This is a genomic window from Amycolatopsis sp. TRM77291, assembly GCF_054166285.1.
In genome coordinates, this window is the sequence record NZ_JBSZHF010000001.1 from 5545080 (window position 1) to 5571288 (window position 26209).

24 protein-coding genes are annotated in these 26209 nt (G+C 67.9%); 15 read left to right on the forward strand and 9 right to left on the reverse strand.

What is annotated here, in order from left to right; translation table 11 throughout:
* Positions 1 to 91: 91 nt before the first annotated feature.
* On the reverse strand, positions 92 to 1318 hold the full coding sequence (locus ACXIZN_RS25565; RefSeq protein ID WP_457957291.1) for a hypothetical protein: 1227 nt from the start codon (positions 1316 to 1318) through the stop codon (positions 92 to 94).
* 809 nt (positions 1319 to 2127) lie between these two features.
* On the opposite strand from ACXIZN_RS25565, the gene cutA reads away from it, so the two are divergent.
* Positions 2128 to 2448, forward strand: coding sequence for a divalent-cation tolerance protein CutA (gene cutA, locus ACXIZN_RS25570; RefSeq protein WP_457957293.1), 321 nt, complete (start codon positions 2128 to 2130; stop codon positions 2446 to 2448).
* A 444-nt stretch (positions 2449 to 2892) separates the two neighbouring features.
* Here cutA and ACXIZN_RS25575 read toward each other — a convergent pair whose 3' ends face one another.
* Together ACXIZN_RS25575 and ACXIZN_RS25580 are read right to left on the reverse strand one after the other, a co-directional pair.
* Entirely contained in the window at positions 2893 to 3891 is a 999-nt protein-coding gene (locus ACXIZN_RS25575) for an alpha/beta fold hydrolase (RefSeq protein WP_457957295.1), read from the reverse strand.
* 51 nt (positions 3892 to 3942) lie between these two features.
* Positions 3943 to 4848 (reverse strand): alpha/beta hydrolase, encoded by a 906-nt coding sequence (locus ACXIZN_RS25580; RefSeq protein ID WP_457957297.1) that lies wholly within the window; start codon positions 4846 to 4848, stop codon positions 3943 to 3945.
* Between the two features lie 69 nt (positions 4849 to 4917).
* On the opposite strand from ACXIZN_RS25580, the gene ACXIZN_RS25585 reads away from it, so the two are divergent.
* The 3 genes from ACXIZN_RS25585 to ACXIZN_RS25595 all read left to right on the forward strand — a co-directional run bounded on the left by ACXIZN_RS25585 (position 4918) and on the right by ACXIZN_RS25595 (position 7913).
* Positions 4918 to 5688 (forward strand): TetR family transcriptional regulator, encoded by a 771-nt coding sequence (locus tag ACXIZN_RS25585; protein ID WP_457957299.1) that lies wholly within the window; start codon positions 4918 to 4920, stop codon positions 5686 to 5688.
* Positions 5689 to 6036: 348 nt separating this feature from the next.
* Complete coding sequence (locus tag ACXIZN_RS25590; protein ID WP_457957300.1) at positions 6037 to 7497, forward strand: FAD-dependent monooxygenase; 1461 nt, start codon at positions 6037 to 6039, stop codon at positions 7495 to 7497.
* Positions 7498 to 7637: 140 nt separating this feature from the next.
* Positions 7638 to 7913 carry an antibiotic biosynthesis monooxygenase gene (locus ACXIZN_RS25595; protein ID WP_457957301.1) on the forward strand — a complete coding sequence of 92 codons (276 nt, stop codon included), beginning with the start codon at positions 7638 to 7640 and terminating at the stop codon, positions 7911 to 7913.
* 26 nt (positions 7914 to 7939) lie between these two features.
* Here the strand turns inward: ACXIZN_RS25595 and ACXIZN_RS25600 are convergent, their stop codons facing one another.
* A complete protein-coding gene (locus tag ACXIZN_RS25600) occupies positions 7940 to 8491 on the reverse strand; it encodes a TetR/AcrR family transcriptional regulator (protein ID WP_457957302.1) in 552 nt (183 codons plus the stop codon).
* A 273-nt stretch (positions 8492 to 8764) separates the two neighbouring features.
* Positions 8765 to 9007: a hypothetical protein gene (locus tag ACXIZN_RS25605; RefSeq protein WP_457957303.1), complete on the reverse strand. Its 243-nt coding sequence runs from the start codon at positions 9005 to 9007 to the stop codon at positions 8765 to 8767.
* A gap of 609 nt (positions 9008 to 9616) precedes the next feature.
* Between ACXIZN_RS25605 and ACXIZN_RS25610 the strand changes: the two genes are divergently transcribed.
* From ACXIZN_RS25610 to ACXIZN_RS25620, 3 genes are all read left to right on the forward strand, one after another.
* On the forward strand, positions 9617 to 12592 hold the full coding sequence (locus ACXIZN_RS25610) for a helix-turn-helix domain-containing protein (protein WP_457957305.1): 2976 nt from the start codon (positions 9617 to 9619) through the stop codon (positions 12590 to 12592).
* A gap of 342 nt (positions 12593 to 12934) precedes the next feature.
* On the forward strand, positions 12935 to 13315 hold the full coding sequence (locus ACXIZN_RS25615; protein ID WP_457957307.1) for a hypothetical protein: 381 nt from the start codon (positions 12935 to 12937) through the stop codon (positions 13313 to 13315).
* A 42-nt stretch (positions 13316 to 13357) separates the two neighbouring features.
* Positions 13358 to 14137: a tyrosine-protein phosphatase gene (locus tag ACXIZN_RS25620; RefSeq protein ID WP_457957309.1), complete on the forward strand. Its 780-nt coding sequence runs from the start codon at positions 13358 to 13360 to the stop codon at positions 14135 to 14137.
* A gap of 1 nt (position 14138) precedes the next feature.
* Here the strand turns inward: ACXIZN_RS25620 and ACXIZN_RS25625 are convergent, their stop codons facing one another.
* Complete coding sequence (locus ACXIZN_RS25625; protein WP_457957310.1) at positions 14139 to 14603, reverse strand: MarR family winged helix-turn-helix transcriptional regulator; 465 nt, start codon at positions 14601 to 14603, stop codon at positions 14139 to 14141.
* Between the two features lie 168 nt (positions 14604 to 14771).
* On the opposite strand from ACXIZN_RS25625, the gene ACXIZN_RS25630 reads away from it, so the two are divergent.
* The 6 genes from ACXIZN_RS25630 to ACXIZN_RS25655 all read left to right on the forward strand — a co-directional run bounded on the left by ACXIZN_RS25630 (position 14772) and on the right by ACXIZN_RS25655 (position 20149).
* Positions 14772 to 15038 (forward strand): hypothetical protein, encoded by a 267-nt coding sequence (locus ACXIZN_RS25630; protein WP_457957312.1) that lies wholly within the window; start codon positions 14772 to 14774, stop codon positions 15036 to 15038.
* A complete protein-coding gene (locus ACXIZN_RS25635; RefSeq protein ID WP_457957314.1) occupies positions 15035 to 15256 on the forward strand; it encodes a hypothetical protein in 222 nt (73 codons plus the stop codon). Before ACXIZN_RS25630 ends, ACXIZN_RS25635 begins: the two co-directional genes overlap by 4 nt.
* A 24-nt stretch (positions 15257 to 15280) precedes the next feature.
* Positions 15281 to 16240 (forward strand): DUF5996 family protein, encoded by a 960-nt coding sequence (locus tag ACXIZN_RS25640; RefSeq protein ID WP_457957316.1) that lies wholly within the window; start codon positions 15281 to 15283, stop codon positions 16238 to 16240.
* Between the two features lie 93 nt (positions 16241 to 16333).
* The gene (locus ACXIZN_RS25645; RefSeq protein ID WP_192746200.1) at positions 16334 to 16888 is read left to right on the forward strand and encodes a hemerythrin domain-containing protein; all 555 of its coding nucleotides are present in this window, start codon (positions 16334 to 16336) and stop codon (positions 16886 to 16888) included.
* Between the two features lie 66 nt (positions 16889 to 16954).
* Positions 16955 to 19672, forward strand: coding sequence for a helix-turn-helix transcriptional regulator (locus ACXIZN_RS25650; protein ID WP_457957318.1), 2718 nt, complete (start codon positions 16955 to 16957; stop codon positions 19670 to 19672).
* A 108-nt stretch (positions 19673 to 19780) separates the two neighbouring features.
* The gene (locus ACXIZN_RS25655; protein WP_126737700.1) at positions 19781 to 20149 is read left to right on the forward strand and encodes a YciI family protein; all 369 of its coding nucleotides are present in this window, start codon (positions 19781 to 19783) and stop codon (positions 20147 to 20149) included.
* Positions 20150 to 20214: 65 nt separating this feature from the next.
* Here the strand turns inward: ACXIZN_RS25655 and ACXIZN_RS25660 are convergent, their stop codons facing one another.
* The 3 genes from ACXIZN_RS25660 to ACXIZN_RS25670 all read right to left on the reverse strand — a co-directional run bounded on the left by ACXIZN_RS25660 (position 20215) and on the right by ACXIZN_RS25670 (position 22946).
* Positions 20215 to 21321 (reverse strand): hypothetical protein, encoded by a 1107-nt coding sequence (locus ACXIZN_RS25660; protein ID WP_457957320.1) that lies wholly within the window; start codon positions 21319 to 21321, stop codon positions 20215 to 20217.
* Positions 21322 to 21540: 219 nt separating this feature from the next.
* Positions 21541 to 21828, reverse strand: a complete 288-nt coding sequence (locus tag ACXIZN_RS25665) for a hypothetical protein (protein WP_457957321.1) — start codon at positions 21826 to 21828, stop codon at positions 21541 to 21543.
* A gap of 53 nt (positions 21829 to 21881) precedes the next feature.
* Positions 21882 to 22946 (reverse strand): DUF5925 domain-containing protein, encoded by a 1065-nt coding sequence (locus ACXIZN_RS25670; protein WP_457957323.1) that lies wholly within the window; start codon positions 22944 to 22946, stop codon positions 21882 to 21884.
* A 217-nt stretch (positions 22947 to 23163) separates the two neighbouring features.
* On the opposite strand from ACXIZN_RS25670, the gene ACXIZN_RS25675 reads away from it, so the two are divergent.
* Both ACXIZN_RS25675 and ACXIZN_RS25680 read left to right on the forward strand, forming a co-directional pair.
* Positions 23164 to 24342 (forward strand): ATP-binding protein, encoded by a 1179-nt coding sequence (locus ACXIZN_RS25675; protein WP_457957325.1) that lies wholly within the window; start codon positions 23164 to 23166, stop codon positions 24340 to 24342.
* The gene (locus ACXIZN_RS25680) at positions 24339 to 26060 is read left to right on the forward strand and encodes a tetratricopeptide repeat protein (protein WP_457957327.1); all 1722 of its coding nucleotides are present in this window, start codon (positions 24339 to 24341) and stop codon (positions 26058 to 26060) included. Before ACXIZN_RS25675 ends, ACXIZN_RS25680 begins: the two co-directional genes overlap by 4 nt.
* The last annotated feature ends 149 nt before the right edge of the window (positions 26061 to 26209 follow it).

The following is a 26209-nucleotide window of genomic DNA, read 5'->3' on the forward strand; positions in this document are numbered from 1 at the left end:
CCGACGCCGCCGCCCAACGGCTCTCCCGTGCCGTTCGCGGTCGCCGAGGCCGCCCGCGCGCTGGTTTCCATCACCGTGTTGCTCCAGACCGTCACCGCGGAAGTTCTCCGGAGTAGGAGTGTGTCGGTGAGGAGCCGACCGAATCGTATTCTTTGGCGATCCCGGCACGGTGCAGTTCGGCCAGTTCGGCGTCCGGGGCCGGGATCACGCCGAAGATGCGAGCTTGCTTGCCCGGTTTGTCGGCGTCCCAGTTGTACCGGTCGTAGAGGTGCACCTGGTAGTCGACCTGAACCCGTGGCGCCCCGCCGGGCCGCTCCGGTGGCCGCACGGTGACCACACCAGTCACCGAGTGGTTGACATTCCCGAGCGCCAGGTGCCAGTCCTGGTTCTCTTCGGGTGTGATGTTGTGTTCGGCCCAGCCACCGGTGAACGGAACCGACGTGCCGTATCGGCCGGTGGCGACCGCCTGCTCGACGGCTCGCCTGATATCGGGGTTCAGCTTGAGTTCGGCGTTCAACTGTTCGTTGACCTTGGCGGCGAGTCCCGGCGCGGCCCGCAGGACTTCGTCCACGTTCACCGGCAGCGGTTCTCCCGTGTTGGACAGGAAGTGCGCGAGATGGCGGCTCCCGTTCGGGAACAGCGACGAAACGGCGAAGGCGAGACCGCTCACTTGCGGCTCCTTGATCAGGTCGTCGACTATCCACGGGTCGGACGCGTACGGCCCCGCACCCGCGTCGTGCGGTGGCGGTTTCGGCGCTTCGGGCACCGGGGATTCGGCCTGCGTGACCTGTGGTCCGGTATCGCGCGTCGAGGCGAGCCTGACCACACTGGGGAGAGTCTCCGCTCTGGCCGGCGTGAACGCGGGCTGGATCTCTGTATCCGAGTCGCGGGCCTCTGAGTCGTCCGAATCGCCGGGGCCGTCGTCGCGACGCTCATCGGACTCGCTGTCATCCGAGTCGTCACGCTCACGGTCGTCGTCCTTCCGGTCGCGCCCGCGGTCGTTGTCGCGGTCCCTCTTGCTGTCATCGTCTTTGTCGTCACGGTCGCGGTCGTCGTCCTTGTTCTCGTCGCGGTCGTCGTCGCGATCCCGGTCCTCGTCCTTCTCTCGTTCCTTTCTGTCGTCCTTTTTGTTGCCGTCTTTCTTGCCCTCTTCCTTCCCGCCGCTGTCCTTCTTGCCCCGCTCGCTGCCGTCTTTCTCGTCATCGCCGGAATTCCCACGCCCGTTGTCGCTCTTCGACGTCTTCCGTGCCGGTGCGGACGTCCGGACCTGCGACTTCGGACGACCGTCGGCCCGCTGCACCAATTTGTGGGTGGCCACCCCCTCACGCTGGGCATCAGGTTCAGGCGCAGGCCGCCTGCGCCTGTCGTCGTTCTCGGTCGTGGCCCTGCTCACACCGGACTTTCTCCCGTCGGGCTTCCCCCCGGTCGGATCTTCCTGCGATTGATCCCCGGGCCCCTTCTGCGGCGCGTGCTGTTCGCGCGCGTTCGCCATTCCGGCCCCGAACAAACTGAACAACACCGCGAGCGCCGCTCCGGTCACCGCGTTCGCGGCCCACCGCAACGCGGTCAAAATCCTCGCGTCGTCCATCGACCCACCTCCGCAATCAGCAGATACCCACCGAATGACCAGGATGCGCGCCCAGGGTTCAACGCCGGTTCATTCGCGTTACAGGCGGCAAGGTAAACGTCTGGAAACCACTACCACCAAACTGGCGGCTACCGACGCGGTCACGACCTCGTCGGCGGACAACGCTGTCGAGGGATCCAGTCCAGCGGCACGGATCCTGACGTGCTTCGCCTTCAGCCGGGACGCCCGGTATCTCCCGGAACCGCTGCCGTGCTGCGCCGTCCATGACGACCTGGAGGCCACCGCTGAACACATGATCACGCTGCCCGACTGCCGTCCAAAACCGCAACCCGGCTGTTGATCAGCAGTTCCGGCTTCGCGCCCCAAGCGGCCCACGAATTCCCCAGGCCAACCGCTTCTCCTGTTAAGCCGAACGAAAACGTTTCGATGTGGTCGGAGTCCTGCTCGAGGCGGTCACTCGCTTGATGACGATCGCGGCTACGCCCGGCCCTCGACCTGGACAGCGGGTGAGACCGCCTGTCGGTCACTAAGCTTGGCTTATGGCAGATGAACACGTAATCGTGGCATCGACGACCGATTCGGAAGAGCGGGCCCGGCTCCTCGCGGCGACGATAGTGGAAGCGCGGCTGGGCGCGTGCGCGCAGATCGTCGGTCCGATCACCAGCGTGTACCGCTGGGATGGCGAGATCCAAACCGGAACGGAGTGGCGCGTCGAGATCAAGACGACCAACGGTCGTGTGCTGGAGCTGACCGAGCGGATCACGAGGCTGCACACCTACGACGTGCCGGAGATCGTGGTGACGCCGATCGTGGGTGGAAGTGCCGAGTACCTGAGCTGGGTGAGCGAGCAGACGCTCTAGCTCGCGGTAGCGGCCAGGAGCCGGTGATGAATCGTCGGCGGTGCCGGTAGGTGACCACGACTCAAAGCGTCCCCAGCGCGAACCGTCGACGCGCAACAGCAATGCCGGTGCAGATCGACAACTACCGCTACCCCGACGACCGTGCGGGCGCCACAGTGGACGTATTTCGCTGACATTACGTCCGGCATCGAGTCAAACCTCTATCCGGCTTGACATTCTGGCGCACACGGAGCACCTCTGGACGTGTCGTGGCGCGGATCGCGCACCGCATCGTCACAGGCATGTGTCTCTTGTGGACGGACTACACGCAACCATTCCCGGCCGGGCCGCGGTATTTGTGCGGCATCGTCACCCACACTCGCCGTCCGGCAACGCCGGAAGATGCCGAGATCGGCGTGCGGTGCCACCCCGCTGTCGCGCGCTGGATCGGGATCCACCTGGAAGTCAGGGGCTGAGGAACTTGACGAGGAGCGGATTCACCTGGGCTGGATCGTCTTCGTGCACATTGTGTCCGGCGCCTGGTATCACTTTCACCTCCGAGCCGGGGATGCGGTCACCATACTCGCGGGCGTAGGACGCGGGCAGCCACTGGTCGTCCTGCCCCCAGACGATGAGCGTGCTGGTGGCCACCCGGCCCAGACCCTCGTCGAGAGGGGCGTAGTCCTGGCTGCGGGCAAGCTCGACGAAGGCTTCTCGTCGTTCGGGCCTGGACAGCCAGGCCCAGGTCTCGTCGACCACCTCGGCGGTCATCCGTTCCTGGTGTGCGAACGCGGAACGCAGACTCGTCTCGAAATCCGGGCGTCGCATCAGTTTCACCGCGACCTCGCCCACCACCGGCATCTCGAAGACGGCCGTCTGCGACGCCGGTTCCTTGTTCAGGCCGGGTGAGTCCATGAGCACCAGCTTGTCCACACGCTCGGGGTGACGCTCGACAAAAGACAGACTCCACGCGCCACCCCACGAATGCCCGACCAGCGACGCCTTCTTCAGGCCCACCGCGTCCATGAACGTGCCGATGGCGTCCGCCATGGCGGGGATCGTGTACGAGAAGTCCTCCGCTACCTCGGTGTAGCCCTGGCTGGGCAGGTCGACGGCGTAGACCGTGTGGTTTTCGGCCAGCGCGGGGATGGTGTCCCGGTAGGAGTGCTGCCACTGAGCCCCGCCCGCGATCAGCACCACCGGCGCACCCTGCCCGGTCTTCGTGTAGTGGAAACGCGCGACGGCACTTTCCGCGTACAGGGAGTGAACGCGACCCAGATATGGCGAGCGGTACCCCTCCACGGCGGGCGGCTGCCACACGTACGCGACGAGCAGGACCGCGGCCAGCAGCAGCGCGACCGTGCCCGCGAGCCAACGCGGCCAACGCCGCCGGCGGACAGGCGGCTCGGCCGAAGCCCGCGGCGTCTCGTCAGGCCCGGCGATGATCTTCTTCGATGTCTTCACGCCCACCAGGACGGGTGGGCGTCGCCCGGCGTGACAGGCGCGTCGGATGAGCTAGCTCACGTGCGGCCGCAGGCAGCGACGAAGGAAGGCGATCTGGTCGGTGAGGGCACGCTCACGGGTGGCTGAGTCGGTGTAGAAGGTGAAATGCGTGCCCGGGTAGCTGCGTAGCTCTCCGCGCGAGGCTCGCTCCGCCAGTGCCCTGGTCGTCTCAAGGGGCGTCTCGTGGTCATCGGCCGCGACACAGACCAGCAGCGGCATGGTCAGGCGGGCGGCGGCCTCATCGGGGTGGTAACGCATCATGCTCAGCAACGCCCGTGGCGCGACGCTGTTGCGCCACAGGGAGGTCTCGCCTCCGCCGGTGAGTGTCCGGATGTGCTGCTCGGCTTCGGCCGTGGCCGCGACCGCGAGCTCGCCCGGCTGCCCCACCATGGGTATGTAGTACGGCCGCAGGCCGAGCTTGCCGCGCAGCGCGTCCCAGCCGATGGCTCCGAGCAGCCGTAGCGTCTGCCACGTCGAACGTCCCTCGACGCGCTTGGGGAACCCGTTGAACGGGATCTGTGCCACCACCGCGACGATGTCCGGGTCGCCGGCGGCGACCGAGACGACATGGGCACCCCCGAGCGAGTTGCCCCACAGCATGACGGCGCGGGGTTCGATGTGGTCGTGGGCGCGGGCGAACCCGATGGCGGCGCGCAGGTCGTCCTGCTGACCGTCGATGTCGGCAAGCTGGCGCGGCTCGCCGTCGCTCTCCCCGAAGCCGCGATAGTCGAACACCAGCGCCGCCATGCCCTCGGTGGCGAACCGCTCGGCGTGCGGGAACAGCCGGTCCATCGTCCCGCTGAAGCCATGGCTCAGCACGACGCAAGGCAGTGGACCGTCCGGTGCCGGTGGCAGGTAGAGGTATCCCGCACAGGTCGTACCCCGGGAATCGAAGGCGACCTTGATTCGCTTGCTCATGGCTCTCCTTTGGGCTTACCGTTGGTAAGTATCATAGCCACGAATTGACCTTGGGTAAGTAGGAGTCACATGAGCCCGACCCCGCAGCGGATCCTGGCGGCCTCCCGCGCGCTGTTCGCCGCCCGCGGTTACCGCGCCACGTCCATGCAGGCCATCGCGGATCGGGTCGGCATCACCAAGGCGGCGCTCTACTACCATTTCGCGTCCAAGGACGAACTCCTCCGTCATCTCACGCTGCCACTGCTGGACGAACTGGAGAACGCGCTCGCCGATGCCGAGTCGGCCGGCGACCCGGAAGCGGTGCGCTGGCGTGCCATCGAGGCCTACATCGACGTCTACCTGCATCACCGGGAAACGCTGTTGATGCTGGTCAGGGACATGACACTGCTGGTCCAGGCGCCGGTGGCGGACCGGTTCCGCGCGGCCATGGCCCTGGCCAACGATCTGGTGTGCGGACCGCATCGCGGTCTCGAAGAGCGAGTACGCGCCGCGCAGGTGGTCGCGGGACTCAGCGATCCGGTCGTGCTCTTCATGGACGTGCCCCCCGAACGGCTCAAACTCCTCATCCTCGACGGCGCCCGAGCCCTGCTGGCACGTTCCGACCTCGCCCGGGAGGGAGCGGCGAAAGAGTCGGCTCGCACCGGCCGGCACGCCGAAGTGACCAGCGGTCCGCGTCCTCGCGGACGCCCGCGAGGACGAAGCGGGGGGCGGCCCGCCGCGTTGACCGAACCAGCGGCCGAGCAGGCACGCGCCCTGTACGCGGCCGGACGTCCGGTGCCGGAGATAGCCGACCGGCTCAACGTCTCGCGAGCCACCGTCTACCGCTGTCTCAAAACCTAGGGAGATATTTGATTTTGAAATCAAACATCAGAAATGCGGTTCATCCTCGAGTTTCGAGCATGGCGTGAACCGGCCTACTCGGCACGCGACCACCCACATTTCACCTGCGGAGTGCCGTGTCGAACGGCTTGGGGGCCGACGTCTTCCGTCCCAGAAAACGGCCGCCCAAGGACCCGGCTGCTTCCGCCGGGCGCGCCCCGCAGGCCAAGACCGCCCGTCGCCGAGGCGGCAGGCGGTGCCACAGCCGGCAGGTCGAAGCCAACACCTGTTGACGTTGGTGAACCGAGTGTCCTACGGTATGCCAACAGATGTTGGCCAACAAGCGTTGACTAGTAGCCGGAGGTACCTATGTCACCCACTTCCACCACCACCGATGTCCTGGTCGTAGGTGCCGGACCGACCGGACTTCTGCTGGCCGGGGATCTGGCCGAAGCGGGCCTTTCGGTAGTGCTGGCCGAGCGCCGTCCGCACAAGGTCAGCAACCTGTCTCGAGCGCTGGTCGTGCACGCGAGGGTGCTGGAGCAGTTGGATGCCCGCGGCATCGCCGACGAGGTCGTGGCGAGCGGGCACCCGATCAGCCGGCTGGCGCTGTTCGAGGCAGCCCGGCTCAACCCTTCGCGGTTGCCGACCCGCTACCCGTTCGTCCTGTTCACTCCGCAGTACGAGGTGGAGAAGGTGCTGGAACGCCGGGCCCGTGAGGCCGGGGTCGCCTTCGTGTACGAGACCAAGGTCGTCGCGGTGGAGCAGGACGCGAAAGGCGTGACGGCCCGCACGGAGGACAAGGACGGGCAGCCGGGCGCCACGTTCCACGCGTCCTATCTGGTCGGCGCCGACGGGGTGCACAGCTCGATCCGGCCCGCGATCGGCCAGCCCTTCCCCGGTGACACGATCCTCAGCTCACTGATCCTGGCCGACGTCAGGCTCGGCAAGGCACCGGACCGGCCCTTCGTCGTGAACGCCGTCCAGGACGGGTTCGCGCTGCTCACCGAGATGGGCGGCGGCCTCTACCGGGTGACCGGCTGGAACCGCCGTCACCAGCTTCCCGACGACGCGCCGCTGGAGGTGGACGAGGTCAAGGAACTGCTCCAGATGAACTTCGGGACCGACTACGGGATCACCGAGATCCCGTGGATGTCGCGGTTCCACAGCGACGAGCGGCAGGCACCGGCCTACCGGGTCGGGAGGGTGTTCCTCGCCGGTGACGCCGCGCACGTGCACTCTCCGGCGGGCGCCATGGGCATGAACACCGGCCTCCAGGACGCGGCCAACCTGAGCTGGAAGCTGGTGGCCGTGCTGCGTGACGGCGCCGACGACCGATTGCTGGACACCTATCAGGTCGAACGGCACGCGGTCGGCAAGGTGGTGTTGCGGATGAGCGGGACGCTGGTGCGGGCCGCCCTGCTCCGAGGCTGGGTCGCCCGGATGTTGCGGCGCGCGGCCGGGACGGTCGTCAGCAACTTCCGTCCGCTGGCCGACAAGGCGGCGTCCATGATCACCGGGATCGGCATCGCCTACAAGGCCCCGCGCGGCGCGCACAAGCTGACCGGACGGCGCGCCCCCGACGTCGACCTCGAAGAGGGACGGCTGAACGAGCTCCAGCGCGGCGGCAGGTTCGTGCTGATCACACCGGACGGTACTGACGCGGACGTGCCCAGCCACGTCGTCCACGCGCACTGGACCGGCGACCGACGCACCACGGCCCTGGTCCGGCCCGACGGCTACTTCGCCTGGGCGACCGACCGCCCCGACGAGGAGGGCGTCCGAGCCGCCCTCACCGCCTGGGCGGGAACCGCCTCCACATCAGCCTGAAGGGTGAGTAGCGCTGGCTCGTGGCGCTGAGTGCTGGTCACAGATCCTTCCAGCACCGACGTCGTTTCCGATCAACCTTCCCATCACCTATCGCCTCCTCCAGCAGTGGGCGTCCCGTCCCGGCACGATAGGAGCACGCAATGCAGTACCTCCTGGTCCGACAGCGATTCACCGACTACGGCACCTGGCGCGCGGCGTTCGACGGCCTCGCCGACCTGAGGAGCGCCGCAGGTATGCGCACCGTCCTGGTGAGCACGAACGCCGAGGACCCCGGTGAGGCGGTAGTCCTGTTCGAGTGTGAGGACGCGCAGGCCATGCGAGGACACGCCACCTCGGAGGCGCTCAGAGGCGCCCACGAACGCGGTGGCGTGGTACCGGGATCCAACCACGCCACCGTCCTGCTCCCTCGGGATTGATCACGCGGCCGGTCGGGCCGCCCGCGTCAGCGCGGGCCTGCGAGGTAGCGCTGCAGGGTGGGGCCGACCCACTCCACGACCTCCTCGCGACTGAGCGCGGCCACGGGCGGCAACCGGAGCACATACCGGCACAAGGCGAGGCCGAGCGCCTGGCTGGCGGCAAGTCCGGCGCGGGTAGCGGCCGCGACCTGATCGTCCGTGAACCGCGCGATCAGCGGCGTCAGCTGCCCGGCGAAGATCTTCTGCATCTTGTCGGCCGCGTCCTCGTCGGTCACGGCGGTGCGCAGCAGGATCAGCAACGCGTCATCACCCTCCCAGCGGTCGATCAGGTGCCCGGCCAGGGCACGCCCGACCTCGTCGCGTGGCACCGTGGTGAGGTCGGGCAGCTTCAGGTCGAGGTCCGCGGCTTTGGCGAACAGCTCGCGCTTGCTGCCGAAGTAGCGCATGACCATGGAGGGGTCGATGTGGGCGTCGGCCGCGATCGCGCGGACGGTGGCGCGGTCGTAGCCGTCGGCGGTGAAGCGATCGCGCGCGGCCCGCAGGATCGCCGCCTTGGTTTGTTCGGACGAGCGTCGCATATCTCCACCTTATGCCCACGACAGTTGGCCAACATCTGTTGGCAACTGCGTGCCGTGACGATGCCGATCCGAGCCAGGAATTCGCGGCGCACAGGGCTTAACCCATCGCTCGGCGATCACGTTCGCACCAGGAGCTCGAACGTCACGCCGGTCACCGACCCGCGCGACGACAACGGTGCCACGCTGCTGCCGAACTCGGCGCGTAAAAACGAAAGCCCCCACACCCACGTTGTGCAGGCAGTGGGGGGCTTTCGATGCGTTCGAGCTGAGTGACTACGGCCTGGTCAGCTCGCGCCGACCAACGTCCGTGAGCACGTAGTACGGCAAACGGTCAGGAGAGGACTCGTCGAACCCGTCGGCGACCCACCCGAGGTTACGCAGCTTTTCCAGCAACGCGGACAGCCGTTGGCCGGTGAGGTTCGCCGCACGCCGGAGGTCTCCGCTGTGGAAACGGGCTTCGGGCTCCCCGTCGAGGAACACCGCCGTCAGCCTGCGCATTTCCCGGGCAGTCCGCATGGTTCGATTCCAGGCCTCGCCGTCGTATTCTGGCGGTCCGGAGGCCGGCGGAACGGGGTCGGTCGATATCCGGCACTCGGATGCGCTGCTGAAGGCCGTGTTTCCGGCCTGGCCCCCGACAAGACGGCTACGCCGGTCGCGCCGTCGTTTCTTGGGCACGGATTTCTTCTAGGCGGAAAGGGCGGAAGACCGACTCCGCCTAGACGTTGGCCGATACGAGGTGGTCGATGATCAACTACTGGGCGGCGCTGTTGTGTCGCCACCACCGTCGGGTTCCGGCGACGGGGACCGGACCTCGTCAGTTGTCCCGTCACGTAGACGTGTTGCGCTGCCGCCCGGCCTTGCACGGGACCGCTTCATAAGTAGCGGCCGGGCCGCTGCCGCCGCGGTCAGTAGTTGCAGTACGGCCGTGCCGAGTTCGAGGATTTCCTTCACGTGAGGCCCCATCCGTCGTGGTGTGGTTTCTGGATGTGACCTTCCGCTACGTGTGGTAGATACAGACGAGGTCTCGAACCGGCCCGAACAGGAAAACAGGGCTTGACTGGTGGAAACGAGACGGCGGGGCGGTTCCTCGAACAGCCGTCGAACGGAGAGAGGGTCTACTCGAGGATGCAGACGCCGGCCAGCGGTAGTGATGCTCTCAAGAAGTTCGGCAAGGCCCTCAAGACGCTACGAGAAGATGCGGGATTAACTTGTAAGCAACTCGCCCGTTTGATGCTTCCTCAGCTCGCCACGGACAACAGGACCATCAGCCCGAGCCGGCTCAACGAGATTGAGAACGGTCGCAACTCCGCCGGTCCGCCGCACCTGGACGTCGTACGGGCATGGGTCCGGACGTGCGCCGAGGAAGCTGCGAGGAGGAAGCGGGCGTTGTCGGTGTCGACCGACAACGCCTACTGGGAAGCCGAACACGGCCGGCTCGCCGAGGCCCTGAAGTCCGGGCCGCGGTGGCACCGCGAGACATCCGGTCCTGCGGACCTGCAGGGACTGTTACGACAGCGCCCGACCCCTCCGGTCGACAAATCTCGCCGGTTGCCCTCCTACTACCTCGATCCCGCCCGCCGAATCGTTGACTACGTGCCACCGCCAGAGCTGACTGACCTCAAGGGCTGGTGTGAGCGAGACGAGGCCGCGATAGTACGGCTTGTCCACGGGCCAGGTGGCTCCGGCAAGACGCGCCTGGCCATCGAGCTCGGCGAACTGTTGGCGGCGGAACCTGAGACGGATTGGCTGGTCGGCCACGTGGCCAACCGCCCAACGGGCGATCTCACCACGCTCAGCGCGGCACTGCGTGACGCAGACACCAGCGTGCTCGTGTGCGTCGACTATGCGGAAGACTGGGCCTACGAACTCCCGAAACTTCTCGCCAAATTGCCGTCAGCCCGACGCCGACGTGTTCGGGTGTTACTCCTCGCTCGCACAGTCGGCGCCTGGTGGCGAACGCTTACAGGCAACCCCGACGTCGGCCATCTCGTCGATGACCAGCCCACCAAGTTGACTGGTAGCCCTACGGCCGTCATCTCAAAAGACATGCTCGTCCAGGCATACCGGAACTTCCACATGGCCGTGTTCTCTCGACAGCCATCCGCGGTGCCACCGATACTTGATTCCATCACGATGGATCCGGACGACATTCTGGGGGCGCACGCAGCCGCTCTCAGTGTGGTCTTGCACGAGCAGGAACACCAGCGACCGCCTGCTTCCATCGATTCACGCGGAGCGCTCGGCGCCGTGCTCGGGCACGAAAGACGGTGGTGGGGCAGGTGGCTTCGTGCCCATTCCGCCACCCTGGAGCCGGAGAACGTCAACTTCGGCGATCTCGTGGATCGACTGCTCGCGGTGCCTGCGCTATATCTCGCCGGTGACGTTCAGCAGGCGGAACGCGCGTTGAAGGCAGCTCTCGGGCCAGTAGACATCGATGACTCCATGGTGACTCGACTGGCAACGGTGCTGCACGAGGTATATCCCACAACGGTTGCCTATCGGTACTACGAACCGTTGCGGCCGGACAGGCTTGGCGAGGCCGTGGTGCTGAGTATCGCAGCGACTGTGGTGAGTGCCGAACAAATGGCGGACGTAGCCTGCCGATCGCTAGCGGCAACGGCAACCATCCAGCAGGCTTTACACGCGTTGCTGGTGCTCGCACGCGCGTCCGGTCTGTCGTCGCCGACAGTGGACGCGCCCACGCCGGCGCAAGCCCGAACGCTGCTGTGCATCCGCTCGCTACTGGTCAGATATCCAGAGACGTTTCTCCCGGCCGCGTGCATCGTCGTGGCCGGGCTGGCGCAGCCGGCCGCGATGGTTCAGATCATCCTCGCGGGGATCGGTTCGACGCCAGGGCACGTGGCCCGCGTGGCCGCTGAACATCTGCCGGAAACCCAAGACTCGCTGGCATCCCTTGAGGTTGCACTGTGGCAGCGATACCTGGAGTCCTTGGACGACACCATGAGCACCCCTGACCTCGCGTACGGCAACGATTGCTTAGGAAGGGCACACGAGCGCGCCGGTGACGCCGACGCAGCGCTGGCAGCCGGTCGCTTGGCGGCCGACCACTACGCACAAGCGGTAACGGCCGGACACCACCACCTCTTGGGGAACTTGGCTCATGCCCGTGCCACATGGGCAGAGCGCGCCAACGCAGCCGGCCTGACCGAGGAATCACTGAATCAGATCACCCGTGCGATCGACAGCTACGAGGAGCTCTACGGCTCCGGAGACGAACACTACCTCCGCTCCCTGTTCTGGGCGGAGGCCTTCAGGATCCGGCTGAAAACCACGAAACCGACAATGCAAGATCTGGACAGGCTACTGGAACACCGCCGTCTCCTCTACAAGGAACTAGGCGACTTCACAACATCAAACGCGCCGGATACGTTGATCGAGAAAACTCTCGACAAACTGAATGTTTCCTCTCTCGACCTGAAGAGTCCATCGACCGAGCCGTTGCTCGCAGGTGTCGAATCCATCCTTGTACCGGTGGGTCACTCTGTCGGCCCGTTGTTCACCCCACGCGGCAAGAGTGAGGGAATGGCCGACTCGTACGAGATCAGATTTGCCGACGGCATATTCTCCATTGACCACGAAGAGCTAAGGGTGTGGACATATACGCATGGCGACCCTCAAACGCTTGCCGAGGACCCGCCTCGCCGCGACCGAGTTTACCGAGAAGTCTCCGAGATGGAGCCGGAAAAAATTGACTCGATCATTGATCGCCTGATCGCAGTGGGACTACTGGCCGAGATAGCGTTAGTTCCCGAAAAGATGCAGGATTTCGCATACAAGCATCAGATCGAACCACTTGCGCTAGGGCTTGGCAATTCGCCGGATGCCCCCTGGTACTTCCAGATTGGCCTTCCCGCCACACCACGTGTGATGGTGGGCCACGATGCTTATCACCTCTGGATGTTCGCTCATCGCCATGCTTCCTTATGGGACGCCATCGAGTATGTGGTGGCCGATCGACGTAAAGAGGCGGTGCTTCGCTCCGGCCCCGAGACCGATCCTCACCGAGTATTGGAAAACTTCATCGAAGCGATGCCTGTCCTGATATCTACTTCGTGCGCTTATCTGGACCGAGTTCGCTAGACTGAGGCGCTGTCCCAACTCGAAGATCATTGTCGCCCGTCCTCTTGTCGTTGAGCTGTCCTGAACTGGAGCAGACCTGGAGCACAGGGTGGATCACAACTGCACCCGACGACGCCGAACCGCGTCGAGCAGCCCACAGTTGCCCCAACCGACCAGCGGGTTCTCGATGACCGCAGGTCAGCGCCTTGGTCGAACCTGACTGGCAGTGAGGGGGTCAGGGGTTCGAGTCCCCTTAGCTCCACAGTACGAAACACCGCCCACCTGGCGGATTCGCCGAGGTCGGGCGGTTTTTTCGTTTTGCGTTACGAATCGGCGTGTCGAACTTCAGCAGCTGGAGCACGCATGAGAGGACTGACCATGGGCGTCTACGTGTCGGTGAGAGGATGGTTGGAGTGCGATGAGAAGCAACTCGCCGCCATCCGAGAGATCATCTCGGCGCACGACGACGGCTTCTACACACGTGGCTGGAGCCTGCCCCGCGATCCCTTCAACTGGACCTGCTACGTCTTCTACGGCGGCGATATCCGGCAACAAGCGGTCGATTGGCTACTCGGCCAGCTCAGAAGCATCGCGCGACTCCCCGCCTCCGACCCGGACAACGACCTGGTCCGAGGCTTGTTCTTCGCCAGCCACGAGGCCGACGGCATGAGTGAGTGGCGGATCCACCAAGGCCAGGTGCTCCTCTCGCCAGGCGACAAGCGATACCGCTACCTCGATGATTAGCGGACACAGACCCGGCTTGATCGACGAGGGAGCGCCCGGACGATGAGCACGAGCAGAGCGGTGGCCTGGGAAGGTTTCTTCAACACCAGGGACCTCGGCGGCTTACCCACCAAATCCGGCGCCACGACGAGCTATGGCGCGTTCTTCAGGGCGGCGGACCTCCGTTTCGTCACGGAGACGGGTTGGGCCCAAGCGCGCGAGTGCGGTGTCCGCACGGTGATCGACCTCCGCAACGCGGACGAGATCCGGCCCGCGGAAACGCCGCTCACGGCGCAGGCGGGCTCGGCACAATTCGCCGCCACCTCGGAAGGTCCCGCTACCCCGACCGGCGTCGGCCGGATCGAAGTCCCGCTCGACGACATCGACGACATCGGGTTCTGGCAGCACGTCAACCGTGAGCGGCTCAACGGCTCCCCGCTCTATTACCCCGTCTTCCTCCAGCGCAAAGCCGAGCGTTGCGCGGCCGTCATCAAGACGATCGCCCGCACACCTCCCGGTGGTGTCCTGTTCCACTGCGGCGCCGGGCGAGACCGGACCGGGCTCGTCGCACTTCTGTTGCTCGCGCTGGCCGATGTGGAACCCGAGGCGATCGCCGCGGACTACATCATGTCCGCCGAAGCCCTCAAAGCCTTGTTCGCAGCCATGAAAACCGCCGACCAAGGACCGTTCATCCAGGCTGCTCTCGAGGATCGGGACACCACGGCCGAAGAGGCCGTCATCGCGACCCTCGACGGATTCGATGCCGAGCGGTACTTGCTCGGCGCCGGCGTCACCAGCGACGAACTCGGCAGTGTTCGTGACCGGATGATCGAGCGAGCCTGAATCATCCGTCGTCGTCGGGGAGCCGGTCGAGGACCCGTTCGAGCGCGGGCCCGATGACATCGAGCTCGGCATCGGTGAGCGCGCCGATGAAGTATTGCCGGACAGCGGCGACGTGGGCGGGAGCGGCGGCGACGATGGCCGTCCGGCCCGCGTCGGTGAGCCGCACCATCGACCCGCGCGCGTCCTCGTCGCACTCCTCGCGGACGACGAGGCCACGCTTCTCCATCCGGATGACCTGGTGGGAGATCCGGCTGCGTTCCCAGCTGACCATCCGGCCGAGGTCACGCGCCCGCAGCACCCCGTCCGGAGCCTCCGAAAGCGGCACCAGCAGGGTGTACTCCGCGGCGGACAGTCCCGCGTCCTGGACCAGCTGACGCTCCAGCACCGCGGTCAGCCGCGGCAGCACGCCGATCATCCCGCGCCACGCGCGCGCCTCCCGCTCGTCCAGCCAGCGCGCCTCACCCATGAGCGGTCAGGGGCGCCGGCCGCCCTTTTTCGAGCCCTGCGTGCACCATCCGCGGAGCCTACCAACGATGTTGACGCGTCTACAAAAGTCGGGTAGTTGTAGACGCGTCAACAAAAACGGTGAACGTCGCTCCGGTCGTCTGCTCCACCCGAGAGAAGGAGACCCGCCATGGGCGCCAAGAGGACCGGGCTCGATGCCTTGCTGACTCCGGAGGAGAGCGTCCTCCTGCTGATCGACCACCAGCCGTTCCAGTTCGCCGGTCTCAACAGCCACGAGCCGACGATGGTCGTCGACAACGCCGTCGGGCTCGCGAAGACCGTCAAGGCGTTCGGCATCCCCACGATCCTGACCACGGTCATGGAAGAGCGTGCTGATCATCGCCGGGCTCTGGACGGAGATCTGCGTGGCCATGCCGGCGATCCAGGCCCTCGATGACGACTACGCCGTGCCTGCGGCGGGTATCTGCCGAAGCGCACGACATGGCCGTCCGGCGCATGGTCCAGGCGGGCGTGGTGCCGATGACCTGGGTTGACTGGGCTCGTGAAGCGACCATACCGGCACTCGTGGAGATCGCCGCGCGGCACCAAGGCGGTACCGGAGTCGCTTTCGCCTGGGAGACACAGCTTCTCGACACGCCCGCCCCCACCGCCTAGTTCCGAGACAAGGAAGTGAGACCGATGACCAGCCCCGCGACAACGAGCTGGCCGAGCCTTCGGGTATCTGACTGGACCCCCACCCGCGAGACCCTGCACATGTGGACCCAGATCGTGGGCAAGATCCGCATGGCGCACGCTCCCCTGGTCAACCATTGGTGGCAGGTGACGCTGTATGTCAGCCCGCGCGGCTTGACGACCTCCGCGATCCCCTACCGCGCCGGGGCCTTCGAGATCGAGTTCGACTTCGTCGGCCACCGGCTCGAGGTCCGCAGCAGCGACGGCAGCACGCTGAGCTTCCCGCTCCGGCCGATGCCGGTCGCCGAGTTCTACGCCCGGATCATGGACACGCTCGACCGGCTCGGGATCGAGGCGCCGATCCGGCCGCACCCCAACGAGGTCGAGCCGGCGATCCCCTTCGCCGAGGACCACACCCACGCCTCCTACGACGGCGAGGCGGCCGCCCTGTTCTGGCGCCAGCTGCTGCAGGCGAACCGGGTGATCGGCGAGTTCCGGTCGCGTTTCGTCGGCAAAGTCAGTCCCGTGCATTTCTTCTGGGGAGCCATGGATCTCGCCTGCACCCGGTTCTCCGGGCGGACGGCTCCGCCGCACCCCGGAGGGGCGCCCAACTGCGGCGACTGGGTCATGGTCGAGGGCTACTCCCGCGAACTGTCCAGCTGCGGATTCTGGCCCGGCGGCGGCGAGGAAGGCGCTTTCTACTCCTACGCCTACCCGGAACCGGAGGGGTTCGCCGATCAGCCGATCGGCCCCGAAGGCGCGTACTTCAGCACGGAGTTCAAGCAGTTCCTGCTGCCCTACGAGGCCGCGCGCACCGCACCCGACCCCGACCGCGCCGTCGCCGAATTCCTCCACAGCACCTACGAAGCCGCCGCGAATCGCGGGAACTGGGACCGCTCCGCACTGGAAGACGACCCTCTCCGCTGGCACGGAAACCTTACGTCGCAAGGAAATAGCGGCACCTGAGGGCTTAACGTGGCTTCGCGCCACCGCGTAATCGGCAAGCCCGCGATCGTGCCTCGAGTTGCCGGACCGCCGCCGGACGGGAATTCTCGACCTATGACTGCCGTGACCATTCCCCGTCCTGTCGCCGGTGACGTCGTCGACCTCATCCTGGACGATCACCGTCTGTTCGAACAGCTCTTACGTGATCTGCGGGACGCGACCGCGGACCGTGAAGGTGCCCGGGCCGCGCTGTCGGCGGCACTGATCGCGCACGGCGAGGCCGAAGAACAGGACGTCTATCCCGCCCTGCGGCGTAAGGACGCCATCGACGAACACGAACAGGAACACGGCGAGGAGGAACACGCGGAAGGCAACCAGGCGCTGTTGAACCTGCTGGAATGCAAGGGCACCGACACACAGAAGTTCGACGACGCGGTCGAGAAGCTGGCCGAGGCGCTGATGCACCACATCGGCGAAGAAGAGCAGACGATTCTCAACCCGGCGCGCACCGAAGTGAGCGAGAAGGTCCGGCAGGATCTGGGCACGGCGTGGGCCTCGCGCCGCAACGCGTTGCTCGACCAGGACTGCGGTTCCATCGAGTTCGTCAAGAAGGTGGTGGCCCGGGCCGAGAAGTCCGGCTTACTGTCGTCTGAGGACGACGACTCCTGAGGCCGGTCGTCACTGGTCGGCAGCGCCTGCCGTCCGGAACTGAGGCCGCCCCTCTAGGGTGACCGCATGTCGCTGGTGGGAAGGGACGTCGAGCTGGCGCGGATTCGACGTCTGCTGACGAACGCGCGCGACGCGCGCAGCGGGGTGCTGTCGCTGCGGGGCGCGGCGGGCATCGGGAAATCGGTCCTGCTCGAGCACGCCGTGTCGATCGCCGAGGCCGAGGGCATGCGCGTGGTCCGCGGGGCCGGGGTCGAGTCCGACTCCGAGCTGGCGTACGGCGGTCTGCACCAGCTCCTGTTCCCGCATCTGGATCGGCTGGACGCCCTGCCCGCGCCCCAGGCCACGGCACTGCGGTGCGCTTTCGGACTGGCCGAGGGTGACGAAGCCAACCGGTTCCTGATCTCCGCCGGCACCCTGTCGTTGCTCGCCGATCTTGCCGAAGACGCCCCGCTGCTGTGCGTGGTCGACGATCTGCAATGGCTCGACCAGGGTTCGGTGGAGGCACTGCTGTTCGCCGCCCGCCGCTTCGTGGCCGACCCGATCGCGATGCTGTTCGCGGTGCGCGAGACGTCGGCGCCGTTCGAAATCGCCGGTATCGAGATCGTGGATCTGTCCGGTCTCGCCGCGTCCGATGCGGCCCGGCTGCTGGACGACCACGCGCCGGAACTCGTCGAGCCGGTGCGGGCCCGGGTCCTCGCGGAGTCCGTCGGCAATCCGCTGGCGATCATCGAACTCGGGTCGTCGCGGCTCGCGGCACACGACGCCGACGAGCCCGACCCGGCCGAGCATGTCCGCCCGCTGCCGGTGGCCCGCCGCGTGCAGGAGACGTTCCGCCGCCAGATCGTCGAGCTTCCCGACCCCACCCAGCGCGCGCTTCTGGCCGCGGCGGCGGACACGGCGGCGCCGCTCGCGACGATCCTGCACGTGATCGAGGCCCTCGGTGGAGCCCCCGGCGATCTGGCGCCCGCCGAACGCGACCGGCTGCTCCGGATCGACAGCCGGATCACGTTCCGTCACCCCCTGGTCCGGGCGGCCGCCTATCAGGACGCGCCGCTGCACCGGCGGATCGAGGTACATCGCGCGTACGCCGACGCGCTGGAGGCCGACGCGGATCGCCGGGCGTGGCACCTCGCCGCCGCCACCACGGCCCCCGACGAGGCGGTGGCCGCCGAACTCGAAGCTGCGGCGGAGCGGGCCTGGCACCGAGGCGGCGCGATGGCGGTGTCCGCCGCCTACGACCGCGCCGGCAGGCTCAGCGCGGACCGCGAACTGAAGGCCCGGCGTATCGCCCTGGCCAGCCAGGCCGCGTTCGATGCCGGCAAGGCCGACCGCGCCGCCAGGCTGGCGGCCGAAGCGCTCTCGCTCACCACCGACCCCGGCGTCCGGACCGACGCCATCTACACGCGTGCCGCCGTGGAGTACGAACGCACATCCCCGCGGGCCGACGCGGAACTGACGATCGAAGCCGCCGAACTGGTGCGCGACACCGATCCGGAACGCGCCGCGCTAACGTTCTTCGAGACCGTGCACGCCGCCCGCCACGGAGCGGCGCACGACCTGCTGCAGCGTGCGGCGGAGCTGATGCGCGGGTTCACCCCGCCGGAGCACTGGGCACCGGTCGTCGCCGCCCTTCTCGGGTGGGCGGAGCTCTTCGCCGGACGGCCGGAGCCGGCCATCGGGCCGATGCGCGAGCTCTACACCACCACGAGCGGCGGCGGGAACGACCTGATGCACCGCGTCACGGCCGGGTTCGGCGGGCTCATGATCGCGGACGACGACGGCGTCGCCGCCGGGACCGAGGACATGCTGGCCCAGGTGCGGGCCACCGGGGCGCTGGGCTGGGTGCCGTACACCCTGAACGTCCTCGCCGTGGCGCGGCTGTTCCGCGGTGAGTTCGCGGACGCCCGCGCGTGTGTGGCGGAAGGCGCGGCCGTGGCCGCCGAACTCGGGAACACGACCGAACGACTGGCACACCGGTCGGTGGAGGTGTGGCTCCACGCCGTTTCGGGTGACGAGCCACGCTGCCTGGCTCTCGCCGAGGAGGTGCTCCCGCGTGCCCGGGCCCGGCACCGGGTCAACGCAGAGATCGCGGACTGGGGTCTCGGCATGCTCGACCTTTCGGCCAGGCGGTTCAAGGTGGCTGCCGACCGGCTCGAGGCGGTGTGCCGCGGGCCCGCGAGCCGCGACCTCCTGATCCGGGCGGTGCCGGATCTGGTGGAGGCCGCCGTGCGTGGCGGCGAGCCGGATCGCGCCCACGAACCGCTGGCCGCGTTCCTGCACTGGGCCGAGCACGTCGACCGTCCTATCGCCACCGGGCTCGCCCTGCGTTGCCGGGCCTTGCTGGCCGACGACGGTGAGGCCGACGCGCTGTACGCCGAGGCACTGCGGATCCAGGAACGGCACGGCGGCCCCTACGAACGCGCCAGGACCCAGCTGGTCTACGGCGAGTGGCTGCGCCGCCAGCGCCGCCGTACCGAGGCCCGCGCCCATCTCGCGGCGGCGGTTTCCGCGTTCGAGGGCCTCGGCGCGGAGCTCTGGGCCGAGCGTGCCCGCGGCGAGCTGGCCGCCTTCGGCGAGCGGGGCGACGAGCCCCGGCGCAGTGGCCCGCTCACCCTGTTGACCCCGCAGGAGCTGCAGGTCGTACGGCTGGCCGCCACCGGTCACACGAACAAGGAGATCGCCGCGCAGCTCTTCCTCAGCCCGCGGACCGTCGGTCACCACCTCTACAAGGCTTATCCGAAACTCGGCGTCACCGGTCGCGCCGGGCTGGCCGGCCTCGTCTGACGGCCCGCGCCGGTCATCGGCCGCCGGATATCGGTCACGATGACTGATGCGTCACCGCGGTGTCTCCCCATAGCGTTTCCGGCAGACACAGACCACGAGGAGACGACAATGACGAAGTACTTCCTGAGCCTCCCCCACGACTCCGCCGAGGAGCCGACGATGGAGAACATGGACCCGGCGGAGCTTCAGGAGATCATGGCCGCGGTCGGTGCGTTCAACACCGCCGTCGAGGAGGCGGGCGCGTTCGTGACCGCCGGTGGTCTGCAGCCGCCGTCGACCGCGACGACGGTGGACTACTCCGGTGACAGCCCCGTGCTCACCCCCGGCCCGTTCGTCGAGGCCAAGGAATACCTCGGCGGGTTTTGGATCATCGAGGCCGAAAACGACGACGTCGCGATCGAGTGGGCCAAGCAGGCATCGCGTGCGCTGCGAAGCAAGGTCGAGGTGCGTGCCCTCCAGGAGGAGCCCGGCGCCTGACGGTGCGCTGATGCCGATGTGCCGGCGCGGATTCGGGTGGGTCCACCCGACCCGGCACATCGGCATCACCGTGCGGCTCGGCCCATTGCGGTGTCGATGCGCTGTCGCTCGGCGTCGCGGAGCTTCCGGTAGTGCCCGGCTCTGGCCCGGTCGCCGCCCCTTCCGGCCGCTTCGGCGGCGCTTTGCAACACCACCAGGGACAGGCCGGGCAAGTCGCGAGCCTGACGGTCCGCCTCGGCGAACACCGCCCCGGCGAGCTCGCCCTCCGCGGAACCGGCCAGCAGGAACAGTTCCTCGACGTACATCCGGCCCAGCCCCACCTCCTGCCACCTGGACACGCCATCCAGGGCCCGGCGGCACTCGCGCAGCGCCTCCCAAGCGGCGTGGTGGTCGCCGGCCTGGCGTTCCAGCCCCGCGAGGGTCTGCCAAGCCGACGCCGAGTCCCAGGCGTTTCCGGCGAACACCAAGCTCTCGCGCTGCGCTCGCGCCGCCTCGGCGAACGCCCCCAAGTCGGCCAGATAATGGCGGAGCAGACCCAGGGTCTCTTTGTCGCGCTCGCGGCCCGCCGCCCACCGGTCCAGCTCCTGACGGGTCAGTTCCCGGTCGCCGGTCAGCTGGGCGCGCCTGACCCAGGTGAGCGGATCCTCGGCGGCCGGATCGGCGGGGAATCGGGAGCGCTTGCGCTCCGACCACTTCGCCAGGTCCTTCTCGGAAACGCAGGGCCTGCCCTTCTCGTCGAGCAGACGCTCCAGCACGGCGTCACGGTCGGTATGCCCGCTGTCGCGCACGAAGGCGATGGTGCGCCGGACTCCCGCGGCGAACAGATGTTCCTGGTCGTAACCGCACCAGGTGTCGAAGTTCGCCGCCTTGATTTCCCAGTGCAGCCACACATCCTCGACCTGCCGGTATTCGGCGAGCAGGAAACCGGCCAGCTCCGCCTCTTCGCTCAGCCCCTGGAACGGCGCCTCGTGACGGCACACCGCCTCCTGCCCGGCCAGCCATCGCACCAGCGGGAGATCGCCAGGCCGGCGGTCGTATTGCAGCGCCCACAACACTTTCGCGCGCCGCGCCGCGTTCGCGTCGCCATCCTTAGCACGCTCGTAGCGCACTTCCTGCCAGGCATCGGGCGATTCCCGCATCCGCTTCAGCTCGCGCCTCGCGCTCTCCATCACCTGTCAAGGATCGCAGACCGAGTCCTCGATCCGGGCGGAGGCCGCGACTGTCCACAAGGGACCGCGTCATGAAGGCGGACGTGTGGCGTGTTGCGAAAGCCACTTTCGCGACGTCTGATGTCCCGAAAGTGGCTTTCGCGACATGGGCACGAGGCGGTCCGGGCCGGAGCAACCGCCGCGTTGTCCTCAATGGAGCGAACATGACCACTCAATAAGCCGTCAGCGTCTCCGGGGAGCGGTGTAGCGCGGTGCCGTCGGACGCTTCGCGGTCGTCTTGCGATGGGTCGTCGTGCGATGGGTCGTCGTCGTGCGCGTCGTCTCCGGCGTCGTCCGGGTCGTGGTGGTCACCGGCGACTGCGGCGGCCGCGTCGTGGTCTGCACGAGGCCCGTCGTCGGAGTCGTCGTGGTCGTCGAGGGCACCACCTGCCCCTTCCCCACCCCGCCCCCGCCGCAAGCGCCGAGCAGCGCGATCGCGCCTATGACCAGGCCACACCACCACACTCGCATGGCCGGACCCTAACAGCCCGGCCCCCGGGAATCCGGCGAACGGCGAACCCCGGCTAGACCGCGGTCCGCAGACGATACAGCTCGGCCAGGGTGGCGCCCTCCGCGCCGATCTCCGCCCCCGCGCCCAGCCAGGTGACCGCCTCGTCCTTCGGCAGCCGGGGGATCTCGATCTCCGCGAGGCAACGGCCCGGCCGGACCACCGCGGGGTGCAGCCGCGCGACGTTCTCGTTGGTGGTCAGGCAGACGAGGATGTCCAGGCCTTGACCGAGCAATCCGTCCGTCAGGTTGAGCAAACGGGACAGTGCCTGCCCGGAGTCGCGTTTCGCGTCCGCGCCGACCAGTTCGTCACAGTCTTCGAGGATGAGCAGCCGCCATTTCCGCTTGTCCGCTCGTTCCTCGCCGAGCACCACCGACGTCAGATAGCCCGGATCGGCGAACAGGACCTCGGGGTCGAGGACGTTGTCGACCTGGCACCAGTCCCGCCATTCGTGCGCGAGCGCGCGCACGGCGGTCGTCTTGCCGGTGCCCGCGGGGCCGTGCAGGAGTACGAGCCTGCCGGTGACGTCCTGCGGCCGCACCGTCATGAGCGTGTCGAGCGCGGTCATCGCGGACCGCGGGTAGTTGCCGCGGATCTCCTGCCACGGCGGCAGATCCATCGTCCTGGGCGCACGCACCCCGGCACCACCACAGCCTTGCACGTGCCAGAAACCGACCGGTACGGCCGACTCCCCCGGCGTTCCGGTCCGTGCGGTTCGGACAGCGGCCGCGAGCACCTCGTCCGCCAGGTCGCCGGAGGTGGCGGACACGCACACGGTCGCGGCGCCGGCACGTCTCCGCAACGCGACGAGTGTCCAATCAGGTCCGAAGGCGAGGTGCGAGTGCCGTCCGTCCAGCTCGTACGTCAGATCCGCGTCGACACCCGGGGGCAGCAACGTCGCCTCCGGAGAGACTTCGGTGATCTCGGCGGCTCGTGAATGCGGCTGCGCACCGGTGATGAAAGGCTCCATCGCCAGTGAGTTCAACACGCCTTCCATCGGCGCGTTGCCGCCGAAGAACATCGCGCGGTCGAGGCTTTCGGCCGGTACGGGCCGGGATGTTTCCGTTGTCCTTGCTGTCACCCCGCCACGATCCATCCGGCGAGGCAGGCGCACATCAGGGACCGTCCCCCAATTCACCCCTGACAGGGACCACCCCCGGTGCCCCGGCGATCGAAGGGATGCTTGTCTGTCCCGGAACGGACATGGCCACGGCTCGGACGAGAGAGAACCGTATGACCAGAGACGACAACCCCGGAATCGTCGGCGTGCTCAAGGGCTGGAGCGAAGGAGCCGCACGATGAACGGCGCGGATCCGGACGGCTTCGTCGAGGTGATCGCGCGCGAGGTGGAAGCCGATCCCGGCAATCTGGCGCTGCGCGAAGACTTCGTCACGCTTCTGCTGGAGCGGCAGCCGGAACGCGCCGCCACCGAACTGGCGGCGTTCGAGGCCCACGGCGGTGATCCGGCGCGGGTCCGGCTGCTGCGCGCCCGGCTGATGGCGACGCGGTTGCGCGCCTCGAACCCCCCGCCAGCCGAGGCGGTTCCAGCCCCGGCCGACGAGGACCGCCAGGAAAGCGCTGTGCCGGCGTCGCTGTGGGACGCCGAGCGCCCAAAGGTGACGCTGGACGACGTCGCGGGGCTGGCCGAGGTCAAGCAGCACCTGAACACCGCGTTCCTCGCTCCGCTGCGCAATCCCGACCTGGCGGCCGCGTTCGGGCAGAAACCGGGTGGGTCGCTGCTGATGTACGGCCCGCCGGGCTGCGGGAAGACGTTCATCGCCAGGGCGATCGCCGGTGATCTCGGCGCGTCCTTCCTCCATGTGACCCTCGCGGACCTGCTCAGCAAGTGGATCGGGGAGAGCGAGAAGGCGATCCAGAGCGTGTTCCGCCACGCCCGCGCGGCGACACCGTGCGTGATCTTCTTCGACGAGTTCGACGCGCTCGGCGGACGGCGTACCTCCGGCGGCGGCGGATCGCACGCGATGCGGATGCTCGTCACCCAGCTCCTGGAGGAGCTCGACGGCATGGCGGGCACGAACGACGGGGTCTATTTCCTGGCCGCGACGAACCGGCCGTGGGACATCGACTCCGCGCTGCGCCGTCCGGGCCGGATCGACAAGACGGTGCTGGTGCTGCCGCCCGACGCGGTCGCCAGGGCCGCGATCGTCCAGGGCGTCCTGGCGGGCAAACCCGCCGCCGACGTCGACGCCGTGGCCGTCGCGGCGGCGACCGAGGGGTTCTCCGGTGCCGACCTCAGCCATTTGACGACCACCGTGTTGCAGAAGGCGATGATCGAATCGATGAACAGGAACGAGCTGGTGCCGGTCACCACCGACGCGCTGCTGGCCGCGGTCGGCGGCATCGTCCCGTCCACGACGTCCTGGTTCGACCAGGTGGCGCCGGTCCTGGAATACGGCGTCGACGACGGCACCTTCGACCAGCTCCGGGCGTACCGGGTCAAGCGGGGCATGCGATGAGCGACACCGTGGAGCGGGACCTCGACCTGGCCTGGGAACTCCACGAAGCGCAGCCGACGCATCCCCGGGTCGGCGAGCTGGCGGCGCGGGTGCTCGCGGCCCAGCCGGAGCGGAGCAGCGCGTTGATGGTGCTCGCCTACCACCGTGAGTCGCTCGGCGACGCGGACGAGGCGCGGCGCCTCTATCTCCGGGTAGCCGGTCGCCGCGACAGCCAGTTCATCTGGGCGGCTCGCGCGCTTCGGCATCTGGAATCGGCGGAGCACAACCATGACGAGGCGCTGCGCTGGGCGCGCACCGTGCTGGGCCAGAACCACGGGGACTGGGACGACTGGATGCAACTGGGCGACGCCCAGGCGCGTTCCGGGCTGCACGAGGCCGGGTGGCGGCAACTCGACGAGGCGGTGGAGCTGTGCGGGCGGACGGCGCCGGACGACCTCCCCAAAGCGCTGGCGAAACGCGCGGAGTACCTGCTGGCGAGCTGCGCGCCGCCCGAACGGTTCGTTCCCGCGGCCGAGGAGGCCATCCGGGCCAACGCGGCGGACTCCTGGGTCGCCATGTTGCTCGGCTACGCCTACCTGGCGCAGTACCGGTTCGACGACGCCGAACAGCTCGGTCTCCGGCTGCTGCGTGCGGATCCGACCGACGACCTGCTGCAGAACCTGGTGGATACCGCCCGGACGATGCTGCGGATCGTCGAAAAGGCGCGCGGCGACGACATCACCCTGGCGGACATCCAGGCCACCGGCGTGCTCGAGATGGCGTGGCAGCAGATCCGCGACCAGAAGCTCGGCATCGACCTGTCCTCCGCGCTGGCGGCGCTGGACGCGGTGATGCCCGCCGAGCTGCGCGACAGCCTGCGGCCGGGAGCCACGGCCGACGATCTGACCGAGGGCGACGAAAAGGTCGGCTCCATGGTCGCGAAGGACCTGCTCACCTGGCACGACGGCCAGCCGCCCGGCACCGGTGCCACCTGGGGCTGGACCGAGTCCTTCCGCCTGATGTCGGCGGCCGAGATCCTCGCCATGAACGCCGAGATCGAGGCCGACCAGGCGGCGCACCCCGATTGGCCGGAGAAAGAGGTCTGGGACCAGGTGATGACCGACGACGCCGCGGCCTACCTGGTCGCCGTCGCGTTCGGAAAGCTGGTGAAACGCCGTCCGGGACAGCCTGACGAACCCGTCGCCGACTCGATGGCGGACTGGATCTGGGACCGGGTGGCGGCCTTCGGCGGGCGGGACCCGCGGCCGGCACCACTGAAGACCGAGGAGCCCGCGGCTGATCCGCTTCCCGCTCCAGGGACGCCGTTGACCGGCATCATCGTGACGATGTGCGCCGCGCTGGGCACGCCCGAGGACTCCGCGGCGTACGCGGAACTGCGCGAGCTCTTCCCTGGCTCGACAGTCCGGCGGAGTGAGCTGGTCCCCGATGAGCCGAGCGTCGACGGCGTCTACCTGGAGGTGCTGGACGGGCTGGTGACGAGGGTCGGTGTCGACGTCGCGGTCTGCCCGGCCGCGGACCGGCTGATCTCCGGGCTCGACCTCGGCGGGCATCGTGGGTCCGTCGACGCCTACGTGCGGGCGCACGGTGCCGTTCCGCAGAACAGCTGGGTGAACCGTGCCAACGGCGAAGCCACGGTGGTCTACGACTTCGCCGGGCATCGGCTCGGCTTGCGATGGGCGGACGGGAGTATCGCCCACCTCTTCGTCACCGGTGCCTGAGCGGCGGGGGGGGGGCCCCGGGGGGGGGGCCGCGCCCCCCCCCNCCGCAGAACAGCTGGGTGAACCGTGCCAACGGCGAAGCCACGGTGGTCTACGACTTCGCCGGGCATCGGCTCGGCTTGCGATGGGCGGACGGGAGTATCGCCCAC

What these genes read in the sequence shown, in the direction of transcription:
- cutA (WP_457957293.1), top strand. Translation starts at nt 2,128, where the DNA reads ATGGCAGATGAACACGTAATCGTGGCATCGACGACCGATTCGGAAGAG.
- ACXIZN_RS25580 (WP_457957297.1), bottom strand. Translation starts at nt 4,848, where the DNA reads ATGAGCAAGCGAATCAAGGTCGCCTTCGATTCCCGGGGTACGACCTGT.
- ACXIZN_RS25585 (WP_457957299.1), top strand. Translation starts at nt 4,918, where the DNA reads ATGAGCCCGACCCCGCAGCGGATCCTGGCGGCCTCCCGCGCGCTGTTC.
- ACXIZN_RS25590 (WP_457957300.1), top strand. Translation starts at nt 6,037, where the DNA reads ATGTCACCCACTTCCACCACCACCGATGTCCTGGTCGTAGGTGCCGGA.
- ACXIZN_RS25595 (WP_457957301.1), top strand. Translation starts at nt 7,638, where the DNA reads ATGCAGTACCTCCTGGTCCGACAGCGATTCACCGACTACGGCACCTGG.
- ACXIZN_RS25600 (WP_457957302.1), bottom strand. Translation starts at nt 8,491, where the DNA reads ATGCGACGCTCGTCCGAACAAACCAAGGCGGCGATCCTGCGGGCCGCG.
- ACXIZN_RS25605 (WP_457957303.1), bottom strand. Translation starts at nt 9,007, where the DNA reads ATGCGGACTGCCCGGGAAATGCGCAGGCTGACGGCGGTGTTCCTCGAC.
- ACXIZN_RS25610 (WP_457957305.1), top strand. Translation starts at nt 9,617, where the DNA reads ATGCAGACGCCGGCCAGCGGTAGTGATGCTCTCAAGAAGTTCGGCAAG.
- ACXIZN_RS25615 (WP_457957307.1), top strand. Translation starts at nt 12,935, where the DNA reads ATGAGAGGACTGACCATGGGCGTCTACGTGTCGGTGAGAGGATGGTTG.
- ACXIZN_RS25620 (WP_457957309.1), top strand. Translation starts at nt 13,358, where the DNA reads ATGAGCACGAGCAGAGCGGTGGCCTGGGAAGGTTTCTTCAACACCAGG.
- ACXIZN_RS25625 (WP_457957310.1), bottom strand. Translation starts at nt 14,603, where the DNA reads ATGGGTGAGGCGCGCTGGCTGGACGAGCGGGAGGCGCGCGCGTGGCGC.
- ACXIZN_RS25630 (WP_457957312.1), top strand. Translation starts at nt 14,772, where the DNA reads ATGGGCGCCAAGAGGACCGGGCTCGATGCCTTGCTGACTCCGGAGGAG.
- ACXIZN_RS25635 (WP_457957314.1), top strand. Translation starts at nt 15,035, where the DNA reads ATGACGACTACGCCGTGCCTGCGGCGGGTATCTGCCGAAGCGCACGAC.
- ACXIZN_RS25640 (WP_457957316.1), top strand. Translation starts at nt 15,281, where the DNA reads ATGACCAGCCCCGCGACAACGAGCTGGCCGAGCCTTCGGGTATCTGAC.
- ACXIZN_RS25645 (WP_192746200.1), top strand. Translation starts at nt 16,334, where the DNA reads ATGACTGCCGTGACCATTCCCCGTCCTGTCGCCGGTGACGTCGTCGAC.
- ACXIZN_RS25650 (WP_457957318.1), top strand. Translation starts at nt 16,955, where the DNA reads ATGTCGCTGGTGGGAAGGGACGTCGAGCTGGCGCGGATTCGACGTCTG.
- ACXIZN_RS25655 (WP_126737700.1), top strand. Translation starts at nt 19,781, where the DNA reads ATGACGAAGTACTTCCTGAGCCTCCCCCACGACTCCGCCGAGGAGCCG.
- ACXIZN_RS25665 (WP_457957321.1), bottom strand. Translation starts at nt 21,828, where the DNA reads ATGCGAGTGTGGTGGTGTGGCCTGGTCATAGGCGCGATCGCGCTGCTC.
- ACXIZN_RS25675 (WP_457957325.1), top strand. Translation starts at nt 23,164, where the DNA reads ATGAACGGCGCGGATCCGGACGGCTTCGTCGAGGTGATCGCGCGCGAG.
- ACXIZN_RS25680 (WP_457957327.1), top strand. Translation starts at nt 24,339, where the DNA reads ATGAGCGACACCGTGGAGCGGGACCTCGACCTGGCCTGGGAACTCCAC.